16 protein-coding genes are annotated in these 15,486 nt (G+C 64.4%); 10 read left to right on the top strand and 6 right to left on the bottom strand.

All coding sequences use genetic code 11. The features are described 5' to 3' along the window. The first annotated feature begins 2 nt into the window (after positions 1–2). Positions 3–1,175, top strand: coding sequence for a DNA-processing protein DprA (gene dprA / locus DRB19_RS07325; protein WP_245439323.1), 1,173 nt, complete (start codon positions 3–5; stop codon positions 1,173–1,175). A 27-nt stretch (positions 1,176–1,202) separates the two neighbouring features. Here dprA and DRB19_RS07320 read toward each other — a convergent pair whose 3' ends face one another. Together DRB19_RS07320 and DRB19_RS07315 are read right to left on the bottom strand one after the other, a co-directional pair. Further along, positions 1,203–1,433 carry a hypothetical protein gene (locus DRB19_RS07320; RefSeq protein ID WP_114185389.1) on the bottom strand — a complete coding sequence of 77 codons (231 nt, stop codon included), beginning with the start codon at positions 1,431–1,433 and terminating at the stop codon, positions 1,203–1,205. 105 nt (positions 1,434–1,538) lie between these two features. Then, positions 1,539–2,468 carry an AEC family transporter gene (locus DRB19_RS07315; RefSeq protein ID WP_114185388.1) on the bottom strand — a complete coding sequence of 310 codons (930 nt, stop codon included), beginning with the start codon at positions 2,466–2,468 and terminating at the stop codon, positions 1,539–1,541. Positions 2,469–2,679: 211 nt separating this feature from the next. On the opposite strand from DRB19_RS07315, the gene DRB19_RS07310 reads away from it, so the two are divergent. Continuing rightward, positions 2,680–3,345, top strand: coding sequence for a dihydrofolate reductase family protein (locus DRB19_RS07310; protein ID WP_114185387.1), 666 nt, complete (start codon positions 2,680–2,682; stop codon positions 3,343–3,345). 90 nt (positions 3,346–3,435) lie between these two features. Beyond that, complete coding sequence (gene arfB, locus DRB19_RS07305) at positions 3,436–3,858, top strand: alternative ribosome rescue aminoacyl-tRNA hydrolase ArfB (RefSeq protein WP_114185386.1); 423 nt, start codon at positions 3,436–3,438, stop codon at positions 3,856–3,858. A gap of 33 nt (positions 3,859–3,891) precedes the next feature. Here the strand turns inward: arfB and DRB19_RS07300 are convergent, their stop codons facing one another. Further along, positions 3,892–4,950: a lysine-2,3-aminomutase-like protein gene (locus tag DRB19_RS07300; protein WP_114185385.1), complete on the bottom strand. Its 1,059-nt coding sequence runs from the start codon at positions 4,948–4,950 to the stop codon at positions 3,892–3,894. After that, positions 4,947–5,999, bottom strand: coding sequence for an EF-P lysine aminoacylase EpmA (gene epmA / locus DRB19_RS07295; protein ID WP_114185384.1), 1,053 nt, complete (start codon positions 5,997–5,999; stop codon positions 4,947–4,949). Before epmA ends, DRB19_RS07300 begins: the two co-directional genes overlap by 4 nt. A 201-nt stretch (positions 6,000–6,200) precedes the next feature. Between epmA and efp the strand changes: the two genes are divergently transcribed. The 5 genes from efp to DRB19_RS07270 all read left to right on the top strand — a co-directional run bounded on the left by efp (position 6,201) and on the right by DRB19_RS07270 (position 10,942). Further along, on the top strand, positions 6,201–6,722 hold the full coding sequence (gene efp, locus DRB19_RS07290) for an elongation factor P (protein WP_245439322.1): 522 nt from the start codon (positions 6,201–6,203) through the stop codon (positions 6,720–6,722). A 127-nt stretch (positions 6,723–6,849) separates the two neighbouring features. Continuing rightward, positions 6,850–8,034, top strand: coding sequence for an aminotransferase (locus DRB19_RS07285; protein WP_114185382.1), 1,185 nt, complete (start codon positions 6,850–6,852; stop codon positions 8,032–8,034). 112 nt (positions 8,035–8,146) lie between these two features. Further along, complete coding sequence (locus DRB19_RS07280; protein WP_245439312.1) at positions 8,147–9,268, top strand: Ppx/GppA phosphatase family protein; 1,122 nt, start codon at positions 8,147–8,149, stop codon at positions 9,266–9,268. Then, the gene (locus DRB19_RS07275) at positions 9,265–9,963 is read left to right on the top strand and encodes an RlmE family RNA methyltransferase (protein ID WP_114185380.1); all 699 of its coding nucleotides are present in this window, start codon (positions 9,265–9,267) and stop codon (positions 9,961–9,963) included. Before DRB19_RS07280 ends, DRB19_RS07275 begins: the two co-directional genes overlap by 4 nt. A 43-nt stretch (positions 9,964–10,006) precedes the next feature. After that, positions 10,007–10,942 (top strand): Gfo/Idh/MocA family protein, encoded by a 936-nt coding sequence (locus tag DRB19_RS07270; RefSeq protein ID WP_114185379.1) that lies wholly within the window; start codon positions 10,007–10,009, stop codon positions 10,940–10,942. Between the two features lie 100 nt (positions 10,943–11,042). Here the strand turns inward: DRB19_RS07270 and DRB19_RS07265 are convergent, their stop codons facing one another. Together DRB19_RS07265 and DRB19_RS07260 are read right to left on the bottom strand one after the other, a co-directional pair. Then, the gene (locus tag DRB19_RS07265) at positions 11,043–11,900 is read right to left on the bottom strand and encodes a dienelactone hydrolase family protein (protein WP_114185378.1); all 858 of its coding nucleotides are present in this window, start codon (positions 11,898–11,900) and stop codon (positions 11,043–11,045) included. A 38-nt stretch (positions 11,901–11,938) separates the two neighbouring features. Then, positions 11,939–13,375: an MDR family MFS transporter gene (locus DRB19_RS07260; RefSeq protein WP_114185377.1), complete on the bottom strand. Its 1,437-nt coding sequence runs from the start codon at positions 13,373–13,375 to the stop codon at positions 11,939–11,941. A gap of 175 nt (positions 13,376–13,550) precedes the next feature. Here DRB19_RS07260 and guaB point away from each other — a divergent pair, with 175 nt between their 5' ends. Next, the gene (gene guaB, locus DRB19_RS07255) at positions 13,551–15,044 is read left to right on the top strand and encodes an IMP dehydrogenase (RefSeq protein WP_114185479.1); all 1,494 of its coding nucleotides are present in this window, start codon (positions 13,551–13,553) and stop codon (positions 15,042–15,044) included. A gap of 8 nt (positions 15,045–15,052) precedes the next feature. Beyond that, positions 15,053–15,484 carry an MAPEG family protein gene (locus DRB19_RS07250; protein ID WP_114185376.1) on the top strand — a complete coding sequence of 144 codons (432 nt, stop codon included), beginning with the start codon at positions 15,053–15,055 and terminating at the stop codon, positions 15,482–15,484. The last annotated feature ends 2 nt before the right edge of the window (positions 15,485–15,486 follow it).

Below are 15,486 nucleotides of genomic sequence, written 5' to 3'. Positions count from 1 at the left end.
GCCTGATCCGCTCCGAAAAAGTCGGGCCTCGCACGTTCCGGTCCCTGATCAACAAGTTCGGCGGCGCGTCCGCAGCCCTCGAGGCCCTTCCAGACCTCGCACGAAAGGGCGGACGCCTTCTCCTGAAGGTTGCGACCCGGGCGGAGGCCGAAAAGGAAATCGCCGCCGCCGCCCGCCTGGGGGTGCGCTTCATCGCCATGGGCGAGCCGGACTATCCCAAAACCCTCCAGGCCATCGATACGGCTCCGCCGCTGATCGCTGTGCGGGGCTCCGCCGAGGTTCTGTCACGGCCATGCGTGGCGATGGTCGGCTCCCGCAACGCCTCGGCGGCGGGCCTCACGTTCGCGGAGCGCCTGTCGCGCCAGCTGGGCGAGGCAGGCTACGTGGTCGCGTCCGGTCTCGCCCGGGGGATCGATACTCGCGCCCACCGGGCCACCCTCGAAACCGGCACCATCGTGGTGCTGGCCGGCGGCCACGACCGGATTTACCCGTCCGAGAACGAAAAGCTGCTGCTGTCCATCGTCGAGAAGGGCGGGGCCGTCGTGTCCGAGATGCCCTTTGGCTGGGAGCCGCGTGGGCGCGATTTCCCCCGCCGCAACCGGATCGTCTCCGGCTTGTCCTACGGGGTCGTCGTCGTCGAGGCGGCCCGTCGCTCCGGTTCCCTGATCACGGCACGATTTGCCCTGGAGCAGGGGCGGGAAGTCTTTGCCGTGCCGGGCTCGCCGCTCGATCCGCGCGCCGAGGGCACGAACGACCTAATCCGCGACGGCGCGACCCTTTGCGCCGGGCTTGACCATGTGACAAGCGTGCTGGAGCCTTTGGTTGCCGCCGGGCCGCTCGAGAGCGCCATGGAGGAGCCCCAGCAGCATGCCAGGATCGAGGAGCTCTGGGATGAGCTTGAGCTGCCGGATATTGCTCGACCGCCCGTTGCGCATGTGACGTTCGAGGGTGGATTTTATGAGGAAGGGGCTGCAGCTCCGCAGGCCGAAATCCGGGTGATTGACCTGCTCGGTCCCTCCCCGGTCGCCATCGACGATCTCGTCAGGCAGTCGGGCCTGTCGATCAGGTTGGTCCAGACTGCCTTGCTGGACCTTGAGATCGCAGGTCGGTTGGAGCGGCATGGCGGCAATGCCGTGTCGTTGGTGAGCGGGCGCGAGAACACTACCGGAAGCTGACGCTCGTCCGTACGCCTTCGTCTTCGATCACCGATTTTTGTGAATGGTTCGCAGCGCCTCCAGCCGCGCCATGTCCAGGAGGTAGGACAGAAGGTCGAGCCGCGTCTCGCGGGCGAGGAACGACAGCTCCGCTGCGAATTCCGCAATGTACTGCGCGGTTTCCAGCGGAGAAACCGCAGTCGTCTCCGTGGCGGCGGTTCCACCGTCCGCCGGATCTTTGGGAGCTTTAGTTTTGGACGGCGGCGGTGCTTTGTTCATAGGTAAATATTACTAATATCAGTGTTTTGTTACACCTCAATAGCAGCACAACCTTAAATGAAACAAGACCGAAAGTTTGACCTTTGGTTGCAATAAGGGGTTGTGTCAGCCCGCCACGAGGGAAATCAGGAGTGGCATCGACACGAGTGCGACCAAAGTCTGTAGCGTCAGGATCTCGGCCATCAGAGGGGCGTTGCCTCCCATTTGCCGCGCCAGCACATAGGCGGCGCTCGCGGACGGCACGGATGCGGCGATCACGGTTACGGCGATGTCGTTGCCGTCCAGGCCGATGAAACGTCCCAACGCGACGGCCAGCGCGGGCATGAGGAGAAGCTTAAGGCCGGTGGCGATGAGATGAAGCGGGCCGGGCTTCGCAAGGCTGCGGATATCGAGTCCCGCCCCGACAATGAGCAGTCCCGCCGCGAGCGCAGCTCGCCCCATCAGATCGATGTAAGCAGCAATCGGCTTCGGAAGGGGCGGCAGGATCTGGTTGAGCACGAGGCCCAGGGCGCATGACCAGATGAAAGGGTTCGTCAGGAACGACCGCAGGATCTGCCAGGGACTCTGCCGGGCGCGCCCCGCATACCGGATGAAGACATAGAAGGCCAGCAGGTTGAGCAGGGGCACCATGGCGGCGATCGCCACCGCGATTAGGGCGATTCCCCGCTGCCCGAAGAGACTGCCGGCGACCGCGAGAGCCACGAAGGTGTTCCAGCGGGTCGCTCCCTGGAAGATCGACGTGAAGCTGGGCCCATCAACGGCCAGATGGCGCTCCAGCAGGGGTCGGAGGCCCAGCACCGTGGCGGACATGAGCAGGATCGCCCCTATCAATGCGCCGCCCACGCCGAGGACGGGGACCGACGTGAGATCGGCCCGGGCCAGGGTGTCGATGATGAGCGCCGGAAAGAAGATCACGAAGGTGGCGCGCTCGAGCCCAGCCCATTGCTTGTCGTCCACGAAGCCGGTGATCCGGCAGAGCCAGCCGGTCGCGATGATTAGGAAGGTCGGGACGAGGGTGGCGAAGACAGCGGACATGAGGATTCACGGCGAGAGGATCCGATCCTCGCGAGCGATCCCTCGATCCTGGCGAAACTCGGCTGGAAAAGCCGCTTAGACGTTATCGTCGGGGTCGACAAGCAACCACGGGGCGCGCATTGGATGGATGCTTTGCCTGGGCGGAGAAGCGCGACCGAAGTCGGACCGGCGCGCCGATCGGCCCTGACGCAGACACGATGGGAGGCCGGAAATGAGAAAAGTCGTCGCCGCCGCTTTCGTGAGTCTGGACGGTGTCATGCAAGCGCCGGGCGGGCCGCCGGAGGATCCCACGGGAGGCTTCACCCATGGCGGGTGGACGGTCAACTATTGGGACGAGCCGATGGGGCAGTTCATGGGCGAGACCTTCTCAAGCCCCTTCGATCTCCTGCTCGGCCGCAAGACCTACGAAATCTTTGCAGCGCACTGGCCGTATGTCGACGGGGGTGATCCGATAGCAGAGACCTTCAATGCCGTGACCAAATACGTTGCCACATCCTCCAAGGAGCCACTAACCTGGGCGAATTCCGTGGCGCTGCACGGAGACGTCGCGGCCGAGATAGCCCAGCTGAAGCAGGGGAGCGGGCCGAACCTGCTGGTGCAGGGCAGCAGCGTCCTGTTGCAGACCTTGCTGGCGCACGATCTCGTCGATCAGTTTCGGCTTTTGACTTTTCCGCTCGTCCTCGGTCCTGGCAAGCGCCTCTTCGGGCAGGGCACAAAGCCGGGCGCCCTGACGCTTGCCAAGACAGCCGTCTCCACGACCGGGGTCATCATGAGCGTCTATGACCGCGCTGGAGCGATCAGCACGGGATCGTTCGAGCTTGAACATCCCTCCGAGGCCGAAATCGCCCGCCAGGAGCGTGTGAAGCGCGAGGGTTGAGGTGCGTCGGCGCGCCATGCAAAAGTCAAACCCTGCCGCGTCCCGATTATGGGTTCACGACGGTTGTCTTCGTTGTTGACCCGAGGCCCCATGATCCAGGTGACCCATTCCATCGCGCTCGACGAGGCGGAGCTTCAGGAGAGTTTCATCCGCGCGTCCGGGCCGGGAGGCCAGAACGTCAACAAGGTCGAGTCGGCCGTGCAGTTGCGCTTCGACGTGCGCCAGTCGCCTTCCTTGCCCGACGACGTGAAAGAGCGCCTGGAGCGGCTGGCCGGGCGACGGCTCACCAATGACGGGGTTCTGATCATCACGGCGCAGCGGTTTCGCACCCAGGAGCGGAACCGCGAGGATGCGCTGGAGCGCCTGATCGAGCTGATCCGGCAGGCGACCGAGCGGCCGAAGCCGCGGAGCCCGACACGCCCGACGCTTGCCTCCAAGCGCCGACGGCTGGAGGCGAAGGGACGTCGCTCGGAAATCAAGAAAGGCCGCAGCGGCAAACCCGGCTTCGATTAAGCGTAAAACCTGGGCAGCGATTCTTTCCGGTCGTCACTCTTTCGGGGCCGGCGGATAGGCGTGCTGCTGGCCATGGAAGTCGGACACCATGTAGCAACCGTCGCGGCCCTGCGTGATCGCGGCAGCCCCGATCGCGGCTTTTCCGTATCCGCCCGGAATGTCCAGAATGTAGGCCGGCTGGCACAGGCCTGAGATACGGCCGCGCAATCCCGCGACAAGCGCCTGTCCTTCCGCGACCGATAGGCGAAAATGGCTGGTGCCTGGGGCGAGGTCCGGATGGTGGAGATAGTAGGGCTTGATCCTGGTCTCCACGAACGCTCGCATGAGGGACGCGAGGGTGTCGGGATCGTCGTTCACCCCCTTGAGCAGCACGGACTGGCTGATCATGACGATGCCTGCATCGACGAGCCGCCCGCACGCCGCCCGCGCATCGTCGGTAAGTTCCCGCGGATGGTTCGCGTGGAGCGCCACATAGGTGGTCTTGCGGCTCGCCTTGAGTGCTCCGATGAGATCCTCACCGATCTTGTCCGGTTCCACGACGGGCACCCGGGTGTGGAAGCGAACGACCTTCACGTGATAGATGCGGGCAAGCCGCTCGGTGATCTCGGCGAGCCGACGGGGGGAGAGCACCAGCGGGTCGCCGCCCGTCAGGATCACCTCCCAGATTTCTGGATGCGATTCGATGTAGGCGAACGCCCTGTCCATAGCTTCCGGCGAAAGCGTGCCGAGCCCCTGCGGCCCCACCATTTCCCGGCGGAAGCAGAAGCGGCAATAAACCGGACAAACATGGACGGCCTTGAGCAGCACCCGGTCGGGATAGCGGTGCACGATGCCTTCCACGGGGCTGTGGGCGAGATCGCCGATAGGATCGCTGCGCTCCTCCGCCGTCACGACGAGCTCGGCCGGGTCCGGGACGAACTGGCGGGCGATCGGATCGTTGGGATTGCTCGGGTCGATCAAGTCCGCCATGGCTGGCGTGATGGCAACCGCATAGCGCTCCGCGACCCGTTCGACACTGCCGACCTGTTCAGGCGTCAGAAGGCCGGCCTCCGCCAGTTCCCTCGGGGTTCTAATTGGGCGTGGGGCATTCATGGCGCGGTCTCCGGAACTGGAGCCCACAGGACCTGCTCGATCCGGGAGGCGCCGGTGGCCAGCATAACGAGGCGGTCGAACCCGAGAGCGATGCCGCTGGCCTCCGGCATCAAGCCGAGGGCTGCCAGGAATTCCTCGTCCACCGGATAACTTTCACCATAAACCCGCATCTTCTCGGCCATTTCTCCCTCGAAGCGCCGCCGTTGCTCGGCTGCATCCGTCAGCTCGCCGAATGCATTGGCGAGCTCGACGCCGCAGGCATAGAGCTCGAAGCGTTCAGCGACCCGCGGATCGCCAGCGGTCGGTCGCGCGAGGGCTGCTTCGGCCACAGGGTACTCGTCCAGGATCGTGGCGCGCCCAAGGCCTAAATTCGGCTCGACCCGCTCCACGATGACGCGGCTGAACAGGTCCGACCAAGTGTCGTCAGGAGCAATCCGGAGCCCCGCCTCGGTAAGGCTGGCGGCAAGCCGGTCCCGGTCCGTCGCACCGGATCGGTCGATGGAGGCCAGGAGATCGATCCCGGCAAAGCGCCGGAAGGCCTCCGCCACGCTCAGGCGTTCCGGCGCCAGGAAGGGATCGACCTGGTGGTTGCGGAAGCTCCAGGCTTTCGTCTTGGCGGTTTCGGCCGCAAGGCCCAGAATCTCATGGCAGTCGGCCATGAGCGCTTCGTAAGGCTCCCCGGCCCGATACCATTCGAGCATGGTGAATTCGGGATGGTGCAACGGCCCGCGCTCGCGGTTGCGATAGACGTGGGAGAAGCACGCGATGCGTGTTTCGCCAGCCGCCAGGAGCTTCTTGCAGGCAAATTCCGGCGAGGTGTGTAGGTAAAGAGGAGCCTTGCGGCCGTCCGGGCCGATGGCTTGCGTCTTGAAAGCGTGGAGGTGGGCCTCATTGCCGGGTGAGACCTGAAGCGTGGCGGTGTCCACCTCAACGAATTCATGGGCTGCGAAGAAGCCACGCAGGGCGGCCTGAATCCTGTTCCGGCCTAAAAGGAAAGGGCGGCGGTCCGCATGGACATGCGGCGTCCACCAGGGGGAGGGGGCGGGCATGGCGGGTGTCAATTCCAGAGGCTTTCGTGAGGTCAGACTGGCGATTTGCGCAAAGATAGGCTAGTTGCGGCACCGAAAACGTTTTCTCGCGTTCTCGGGGCCGGGTTCTTCCCGACCCTTACGACGCGTCCACCTCTGTCACAAGGAAGACTTCTCGTGAAGGTCATCGCCTCTACGCTCCGCAAGGGCAATGTCGTCGATATGGACGGCCGGCTCTACGTCGTTCTCACGGCCCAGAACATCCATCCCGGCAAGGGCACGCCTGTCACTCAGCTCGACATGCGCCGCATCTCCGACGGGGTGAAGGTGTCGGAGCGCTACCGTACGACGGAGCAGGTCGAGCGCGCCTTCGTGGAGGACCGGGAATACACCTTCCTGTACGAGGACGGCGAAGGGTTCCACTTCATGAATCCGGAGACCTACGAGCAGGTGGCCGTGCCGCTGGACATCATCGGCGACCAGAAGGCCTATCTGCAGGAAGGCATGCCGGTGATGCTCAGCGTCCATAACGGCCTTCCGATCGCCATCGAGCTCCCGGCTCGAGTCACGCTCGAGATCACCGAGACGGAGCCGGTCGTGAAGGGCCAGACGGCCTCCTCGTCCTACAAGCCCGCCATGCTGTCCAACGGTCTGCGTACCCTGGTGCCGCCTCACATCCAGGCCGGCACCCGCGTCGTGATCATGACGGAAGACGGCTCGTACGTGGAGCGAGCCAAGGACTAAGCCGGTCCGGCCTGTCTCATTGGCGAGGGACCACTCTCCGTCATCGACCCTTGAAGGATAGGACGTTTGGCGACACCCTCGCCCGACCTCCTGTCCTTCTTCGTTTTTCCAGCACTCGGGAGCCTACATGGCGAGCGGCCTCTTGAATCCCATCAGTCCCCTCGTGGCGGATGTGGGAAGCCCTCCCATCCCGGAGGCGCAGAGCTGGACGAGGCGCTATGACGGGACCTTCGGGCCGCTGATCAACCTGTCCCAGGCGGTGCCCGGCAACCCGCCCCACCCCGGCATGCTCGAAAGGCTCGCGGCGAGCGCCGGATCGGCAGGCGGCGCGCAATATGGCCCGATCAGCGGCGATGGGCCCCTCAGGCAGGCCTATGCTGCCGATCTCGCGCGGATCTACGAGGGTCGAATCGAGCCCGACGACACGGCTGTGACAGCTGGGTGCAACATGGCGTTCTTCGCCACCATGATGGCGCTGGCCCGCCAGGGAGACGCGGTGCTGCTGCCCACGCCCTGGTACTTCAATCACCAAATGAGCCTCGACATGCTGGGAATCGAGCCGCGCCCGCTGCCGTGCCGGCCCGAGGCCGGGTTTGTGCCGCGATTCGAGGATGCCGAGGCTCTCATCGACAGCGGTGTGAAGGCTATTGTCCTCGTGACGCCTAATAACCCGACCGGGGCGGTCTATCCGGCCCATGTGGTCGAAGGCTTTGCCGAGCTATGCATGAGGCGGGGAATTTACCTCGTCGTGGACGAAACTTATCGCGACTTTCTACCAAGCGGAGTGAACAGGCCTCACGGGCTTTTCACCTCGCATGAATGGCGCAGCACCGTTGTCCAGCTCTATTCCTTCTCGAAATCGTATGCGATTCCCGGCCACCGCACGGGAGCCATTACGGCCGATGCGGCGCTGGTGGAGCAGATCGCCAAGATCCTCGACTGCATTCAGATCTGTGCGCCGCGAACGGCGCAGGCCGCGCTGCCCTGGGCCATCGAGTCCTTGAGGGACTGGCGGGACGAGAACCGGTCGGAGATCAACCACCGCGCGCAGGTCTTCCGGCAGGCGCTGGCGCCGCTGCCCGAATGGCGGATCGAGTCGGTGGGCGCCTATTTCGCGTATCTGCGGCACCCTTTCCCGGAGAAGACCGCCCAGGCTGTAGCCGAGAAGCTTGCGACCGAACGGGGCGTCCTTTGCCTGCCGGGCAGCTATTTCGGGCCGGGGCAGGAGGGGCATCTGCGGGTCGCTTTCGCCAATGTGGGGGCCGACGTGCTGGCCGGACTGACCGAGCGCTTGCGCGGTTTCAAGGCATGATGCCTAAAAGGCTATCCCTATAAACTTTGCGCCTGCCCTTGGCAGAAACGCCGGGCGGTTGTTACTCTCATGAACGAAAAGCATCCCGCCCTGGATGCTCAAGGATTCTGGTTTGACCGTGAAACACGACGCGACTGCCGAGACGGGAGAGCGCCGGGCGGACCCGCTTGCTGGGTCTGAGGCCAGGCCGACCTGGCTCGCGGATCGGCCGAACACGGCGAGCAGGAACCAGCCGCGGCGCAGCTCCTCCAGAAGCTATGCGGCGCTCGACCTCGGCACCAACAACTGCCGTCTTCTCATTGCAGAGCCTGCCCATTTCGGGTTCCGGGTCGTGGATGCGTTTTCACGGATCGTTCGGCTGGGCGAAGGACTCGGTCTCGGCAACCAGTTGAGCGAGGAGGCCATCGACAGAACCATCGAGGCTCTGCGCGTGTGCCGCGACAAGATGCAGGCCAAGGACGTGGCGCGGGCCCGCCTCGTCGCCACCGAGGCCTGCCGTCTCGCCGAGAACGGCCCGGCTTTCATTGAACGGGTCCGGGACGAACTCGATCTCGAACTCGAAGTGGTCGATCGCAAGACGGAAGCCTTCCTGGCCGTGACCGGATGCGCCGCCCTGGCGGACCCGAAAGCCGAATCGGTCATCGTGTTCGACATCGGCGGCGGCTCCACCGAGATCGCCTGGCTCGACGGCGCTCCGCCGCACGCTTTCGCGGATCCCTGCACGCGTGTGCGAGCCTGGGATTCGCTCCCTGTCGGAGTCGTGACCCTGGCCGAGCGCCACGGCGGCATCGACGTGACCCGCGAGAGCTTCGAGGGAATGGTCGAGGAGGTGACGGAGCTCCTTCTCGATTTCACCCTCGCGGCCTCAAAGGCCGGGCAGGCCACGAACTTTCATCTCTTGGGCACGTCGGGCACCGTCACGACCGTAGGTGGGATCCATCTTGGGCTCGCCCGCTACGACCGCAGACGGGTCGATGGCATGTGGATGCGCAACGGCGAGATCTCGACCGTTATCGACCGTCTCCTGTATTCCGATTTCGAACAGCGGGCCGCCAATCCTTGCATCGGAAGGGATCGCGCCGATCTGGTGCTGGCGGGCTGCGCCATTCTAGAAGCGATCCGGCGGGCTTTCCCGTCGGACCGGCTGCGCATCGCCGACCGTGGACTGCGCGAAGGAATTTTGATGAACATGATGAGAGAGGATTCTGTCTGGCGGAAGGGAAGCCAACGGTGAGCAGCAAACCTGGCTCGGGCACCCGCAATCTCAAGCAGCGGGTGAAGACGGCGAACAAGCGCTCCCTCTCGTCCCAGAAGTGGCTCGAGCGCCAGCTCAACGATCCTTACGTGGCCCGCGCCAAGCGCGAAGGCTATCGCTCCCGCGCGGCCTATAAGCTCCTTGAGATCGACGAGAAGTACCATCTGCTGAAAACCGGCCAGCGCGTGGTGGATCTTGGCGCCGCTCCGGGCGGCTGGTCCCAGATCGCCGCGCGCAAGGTCGGCCCCAAGGGCAAGGTGGTCGGCATCGACCTCCTGCCCATCGATCCCATGCCGGGGGTCGAGTTCATCGAGCTCGACTTCCTGGACGAATCCGCTCCCGGCAAGCTCATCGAGATGCTGGGCGGCCCGGCCGACGTAGTCATGTCGGACATGGCGGCCAACACCACCGGTCACAAGAAGACCGATCACCTGCGGATCATGGGATTGGCCGAAGCGGCCATCTATTTCGCCAGGGAAATCCTGGCTCCGGGCGGTGTCTTCATCGCCAAGGTGTTCCAGGGCGGGACGGAGAGCGAGCTTCTGGCCGATCTCAAGCGCGACTTCGCGGTGGTGCGCCACGTCAAGCCGGCGGCGAGCCGCGCGGACTCGGCGGAACTCTACGTGATGGCGACAGGTTTTCGCGGAGCGGCGGTTCAGTCGCTTTCGGACTGACGGGCGCTATCTCCGTCAGGTCGCAGCATGAGGGACCAGACGAATGGCGCACAAGATCGGAATCATCGGCTTCGGCAAGATTGCCCAGGACCAGCATCTCCCGAACATCAAGGCGAACCCTGACTTCGAGCTCGTGGCCGTCGCAAGCCAGCGCGGGTTGAAGCCCGACGAGGCCAAGCACGCCTTTCAGGACTACCGGGAGATGCTGAAGGAGGTCCCGGAAATCGAGGCGGTCGCCATCTGCACGCCGCCCCAGGTGCGCTACCAGATCGCCCGCGAGGCGCTTCTCGCGGGCAGGAGTGTGCTGCTGGAAAAGCCACCCGCGGCGACCCTGAGCGAGCTGTACGACTTGAAGCTGGTGGCCGACAAGGTCGGCAGGACAGTCTTCACCACGTGGCACGCCCAGTACAACAAGGCCGTCCACGAAGCCAAGAAGGCGCTCGCCGGCTGGGAGATCAAGCGGCTTCTGGTCACCTGGAAGGAGGACGTGCGCCATTGGCACCCCGGCCAGGAATGGATCTGGCAAGCAGGCGGCTTCGGCGTGTTCGACCCGGGCATCAACGCCCTTTCGATCGTGACCTGCATCATGCCCGAGCCGGTTTTCATCCAGAAGGCCGACCTCCAGTTCCCCGCCAATCGGGATGCACCCATCGCGGCCAACATCCAATTTTCGGCCGCCCACGGCGCCGCAGACCTCCAGGCTGTTTTCGACTGGCGCCAGACCGGACCGCAGACCTGGGATATCGAGGTCGAGACCGTGCAAGGGCTTGCCCTAGCGCTGCGGGAGGGCGGGACCAAACTAGAGATCGGCGGCAAGCTGATGGTCGATGAGCCCTCCGAGGAATATGCGGGCATCTATCAGAGCTTCGACACGCTCCTGAACGAGCGCCGCTCCGACGTGGACGACGCCCCGTTCCGCCTCGTGGCGGACGCGTTCATGATCGGGCGGCGGGTGCAGGTGGAGGCGTTCGAGGATTGATCCTCGCTGTCATCCCCGGACTAGTTCTGGGGATCCACGCCTTTGCGGCATCGCGGCTCCAAGGCGTGGATGGCCGCAACAAGTGCGGCCATGACGGAGCTCAGCCCAAATTCTTCTTCAGGAACGCCACCGTCCGTTGCCATGCTCGATCTGCCGCGTCCTTGTCGTAGCGGGCCGCGTTGGTGTCGTTGTTGAAGGCGTGGTTCGCACCCTCATAGAGGTGGATTTCGTAGGTCTTTCCGGCCTGCTTCAACGCCGCGTCGTAGGCTGGAATGCCGGCATTGATGCGCTCGTCGAGCCCCGCGTAGTGCAGCATGAGCGCAGCCTGGATCTTCGGCACGTCCTCGGCCTTCGGCTGGCCGCCGTAATAGGCGAGGCCCGCGGACAGGTTAGGTTCGTTCACCGCAAGGTTGTTGACCGCGCCGCCGCCCCAGCAGAAGCCGATCGCCCCGACCTTGCTGTTGCTGTCGGGACGGCCCTTCAGATAGGCCACCGCCGCCTTGCCGTATGAGATCACGTCGGGCTGCTTGAGCTGGCCGATCATTTCGCGGCCCTTCTCCTCGTCCGCCGGGGTGCCGCCCATGGGCGAAAGGTAATCGACGCCCAAGGCTATGAAGCCCTCGGTTGCCATGCGGCGCGTGACGTCCTTGATGTGCGGGTTGAGGCCCCGGTTCTCGTGGATGACGATCACCGTCGGCAGCTTGTCGCCACCGGCCTTCGGCTTCACGAGATAGCCCTTGAGGCCCTGCGCGCCGGGGATGTCGACCATCTCGGCCGTGATGCGGGCATCGCCTTCAGGCACGGTCTGGGCATGCGCATAATTATTCTGCAGGACCGGCATGAGCGCCGTTGCTCCCGCGACGCTTCCCACCATGGCGGCGAGACGGTCGAGGAAAGTGCGGCGGTTCATGCCGCCATGGGTATAATCGTCATAAAGGTCGATGATGCGTTGATCCATGAGGGCCTCCGTCTGGACGCGCCAACGATAGCGCGATCCTATCGGCCTTCCATCCCGTCCCCCATCCCGGTCGCGGGGAGTTTACTGGAGACTGTGCGGTGACCGGACATCTCGGCGCCGGCGCCCGGGTCCAGACGGAAGAATACGAAGGCCGAAAGGCTTGCGACAACCGCGACCGTCCAGAAGGCAGGGCCGAAATCCGCCGCCGTGATCTGCGTTGTGCCTCGCGCCGCGGCGGCTGTTTCGAGCGCGAAGGCTCCGAGGGCGACGCCGATGCTGAGAGCGAGCTGCTGCGCCACGCTCGAAAGACCTGTCGCATAGCTCATGTCCCGGTTGGAGACGTCCGCATAGGCGATGGCGTTGAGGCTTGTGAACTGGAGCGACCGGAAGCAGCCGCCCACGAACAGAAGCAGCATGATGAGCCAATAGGGTGTCGACGGCGTGAAAAGCCCATTCGCGGCGAGGAAGAGCGAGCCGATGATCGCGTTGACAGTCAGCAGCATGCGAAAGCCGGTCCGCTCCAGGATCCGCTTCGCCATGGTCTTCATGAACAGTGCGCCGACCGCCGCCACGAAGGTCAGCGAGCCCGAGGCGAGCGGATTCAGTCCGAATCCGATCTGGAGCATCAGGGGCAGCAGGAACGGGATTGCGCCGATCCCGATGCGGAAAAGGGTGCCCCCGAGAACGCTGGCCCGAAACGTCGGAATTTTCAACAGTCCGAGCTTCAGGACCGGGTAGGGCGTCCGGCGCGCGTGCCAGATGTAAAGCACAAGACAGACCGCACCCACGACGGTGCAGCCCACCGACACCGAGACCGGAATGAGATGCCGGCCGCCGGACGCAAGGCCTAACATTAGGAGGGCGAGCCCTATGCCCGAGAGCAGAAAGCCGATGAAATCGAGGGGCGGGGTGTCGGTTTCCTTGATGTTGGGAATGAACGCCGTCGACAGCGCCACCCCGAGGATGCCGATCGGGATGTTGATGAAGAAAATCCAGCGCCAGTCGAAATAGGTCGTGATGAAACCGCCCAGCGGCGGGCCAACGACGGGCCCCACGAGGGCGGGGATCGTGAGTGTCGCCAACGCCTGGACCAGTTCGCTTCGCGGAACGCTGCGCAGGATCACGAGGCGCCCGACCGGCACCATCATGGCCCCGCCCATGCCTTGCAGGAACCGGGCGATCACGAACCACTCAAGGGAGTTCGCGCCCGCGCAGGCGAGCGATCCGGCCATGAACACGACGAGGGCAGTGCGGAACACGGTCCGGGCCCCATACCTGTCGGCCATCCAGCCGGAGATCGGGATGAAGATGGCGAGGCTCACCAGATAGGATGTCAGCGCAAGTTTGAGCGCGATCGGGTCCTCGCCCAGATCCTGCGCGATCACCGGCAGGGACGTGGCGATCACGGTGGAATCCGTGTTCTCCATGAAAAGGGCGGTGGCGATGATCAGGGGGAGGAGGCGTGATTGACGCATGACCTGTGGGACTTAGCGCCCAGTCTTGCGAATGCAAAGGTCCTGAATGCACGGCAGATCTTCTGTGAACGCACCCTGGAACGCTTTGCGAAATCGAAAGCCCGTGCTACGGACCCTCGCCAACTCTCTTCGCTGCAAAGCTCATCCGTTCACGCATCTTTTCAAGGAGTTGGCCATGGCCTCCATTTTCGCCGATCGCCTCATCGAGGGACTGACCTTCGATGACGTGTTGCTTCGGCCCGGTCGCTCCGAGGTTCTGCCCGGTGATGTGAATGTCGCCACCCGACTGACCCAGACCATCAGCCTCAATCTTCCGATCATCGCCTCCGCCATGGACACGGTCACCGAAGCCCGCATGGCCATCGCCATGGCCCAGAACGGCGGCCTCGGGGTAATCCACCGCAATCTCGAGCCGGAAGCTCAGGCCGAGCAGGTTCGCCTCGTGAAGCGCTACGAGTCGGGCATGGTCATGAACCCGATTACCATCCACCCGGACGAGACCCTGGCCGATGCGCTCGCCATGATGAAGCACAACGGCATCTCGGGGATTCCTGTAGTCGAGCGCGGCCCCGGCGGCTCGAAGGGCAAGCTCGTGGGCATCCTGACGAACCGGGACGTGCGCTTCGCCAACAACCCGGCGCAGCCCGTCTCCGAGCTGATGACCAAGGACCGCCTCATCACGGTTCGCGAGGGCGTGAGCCAGGACGAGGCGCGCCGCCTCCTGCACCAGTTCCGCATCGAGAAGCTTCTGGTGGTGGACGACCATTTCCGCTGCATCGGCCTGATCACCGTCAAGGACATCGAGAAGCAGGTCGCCTACCCGAGCGCCGCCAAGGACGAGCAGGGGCGCCTGCGGGTAGCCGCCGCCACCACGACGGGCGAACAGGGCTTCGCGCGGTCCGAGATGCTCATCGACGCCGGCTGCGACGTCATCGTGGTCGACACGGCCCACGGCCATTCCGTCAAGGTGCTGGAGAGCGTGACCCGGGTGAAGAAACTGTCCAACGCTGTCCAGGTGATCGCCGGAAACGTGGCCACCCGGGAGGGCGCGAAGGCCCTCATCGATGCGGGCGCGGATGCCGTGAAGGTGGGCATCGGCCCCGGCTCCATCTGCACCACCCGGATCGTGGCGGGCGTGGGCGTGCCCCAGCTTACCGCTATCATGGAAGCGGTCGAGGCGGCGATGGATGCGGATATCCCGGTGATCGCCGACGGTGGCATCAAGGTTTCGGGCGACCTAGCCAAGGCGCTCGCAGCGGGCGCGTCCTGCGCCATGGTGGGGTCGCTGCTCGCCGGAACGGACGAGACCCCTGGCGAGGTGTTCCTCTACCAGGGCCGCTCCTATAAGTCCTACCGCGGCATGGGCTCAGTCGGGGCCATGGCCCGCGGCTCGGCGGACCGCTACTTCCAGGCCGAGGTGCGCGACACCCTCAAGCTCGTGCCGGAGGGCATCGAGGGTCAGGTGGGTTATAAGGGTCCTGTCTCCGCGGTGCTGCACCAGCTTGCCGGCGGCCTTCGCGCTTCCATGGGCTATGTGGGCGCACCGAACTTGCAGGAATTCCGGGAAAAGGCTCAGTTCATCCGCATCACCAATGCGGGCCTGCGGGAGAGCCACGTCCACGACGTGACGATCACGCGGGAGAGCCCGAACTATCCTACGCGTAGCTGAGTCGAGTCATGAGCGTCACTGCCGTCCTTCTGCCCGTCCTCGTCCAGATTGCCCTGACGTTTGTCCTGCTGGTCTCGATGGGCCGCTCGCGGCTTTCCCGGCTCAAGGCCGGCGAAGTCAAGGTGAAGGACGTCTCCCTGGGTGAGCGCAACTGGCCTACGCGGACGCAGCAGATCGCCAACAGCTATCACAACCAGTTCGAGTTGCCGGTGCTGTTCTACGTACTGGTGGCGTTGGCGTTGATCACCCGGAAGGCGGACCTCGTTTTCGTGGTGCTATCCTGGATGTTCGTGGTCACCCGGCTCGTGCATGCGTTCATCCACACGACTTCGAACCGGTTGTCCCACCGCTTCATGGCGTTCCTAATTGGCGCGCTGATCCTCATGCTCATGTGGATCATCTTCGCCCTGCGGATCTTCGCCGCCGAGGCAGGGATCTAAAG

This window comes from Microvirga aerophila (assembly GCF_003332305.1).
GTDB lineage: Bacteria > Pseudomonadota > Alphaproteobacteria > Rhizobiales > Beijerinckiaceae > Microvirga > Microvirga aerophila.
Note: the sequence above shows the minus strand (reverse complement) of the source record. Positions and strands in the feature narration are given on the sequence as shown.

What these genes read in the sequence shown, in the direction of transcription:
- DRB19_RS07320 (WP_114185389.1), bottom strand. Translation starts at nt 1,433, where the DNA reads ATGAACAAAGCACCGCCGCCGTCCAAAACTAAAGCTCCCAAAGATCCG.
- DRB19_RS07315 (WP_114185388.1), bottom strand. Translation starts at nt 2,468, where the DNA reads ATGTCCGCTGTCTTCGCCACCCTCGTCCCGACCTTCCTAATCATCGCG.
- DRB19_RS07310 (WP_114185387.1), top strand. Translation starts at nt 2,680, where the DNA reads ATGAGAAAAGTCGTCGCCGCCGCTTTCGTGAGTCTGGACGGTGTCATG.
- arfB (WP_114185386.1), top strand. Translation starts at nt 3,436, where the DNA reads ATGATCCAGGTGACCCATTCCATCGCGCTCGACGAGGCGGAGCTTCAG.
- DRB19_RS07300 (WP_114185385.1), bottom strand. Translation starts at nt 4,950, where the DNA reads ATGAATGCCCCACGCCCAATTAGAACCCCGAGGGAACTGGCGGAGGCC.
- epmA (WP_114185384.1), bottom strand. Translation starts at nt 5,999, where the DNA reads ATGCCCGCCCCCTCCCCCTGGTGGACGCCGCATGTCCATGCGGACCGC.
- efp (WP_245439322.1), top strand. Translation starts at nt 6,201, where the DNA reads ATGGACGGCCGGCTCTACGTCGTTCTCACGGCCCAGAACATCCATCCC.
- DRB19_RS07285 (WP_114185382.1), top strand. Translation starts at nt 6,850, where the DNA reads ATGGCGAGCGGCCTCTTGAATCCCATCAGTCCCCTCGTGGCGGATGTG.
- DRB19_RS07270 (WP_114185379.1), top strand. Translation starts at nt 10,007, where the DNA reads ATGGCGCACAAGATCGGAATCATCGGCTTCGGCAAGATTGCCCAGGAC.
- DRB19_RS07265 (WP_114185378.1), bottom strand. Translation starts at nt 11,900, where the DNA reads ATGGATCAACGCATCATCGACCTTTATGACGATTATACCCATGGCGGC.
- DRB19_RS07260 (WP_114185377.1), bottom strand. Translation starts at nt 13,375, where the DNA reads ATGCGTCAATCACGCCTCCTCCCCCTGATCATCGCCACCGCCCTTTTC.
- guaB (WP_114185479.1), top strand. Translation starts at nt 13,551, where the DNA reads ATGGCCTCCATTTTCGCCGATCGCCTCATCGAGGGACTGACCTTCGAT.
- DRB19_RS07250 (WP_114185376.1), top strand. Translation starts at nt 15,053, where the DNA reads ATGAGCGTCACTGCCGTCCTTCTGCCCGTCCTCGTCCAGATTGCCCTG.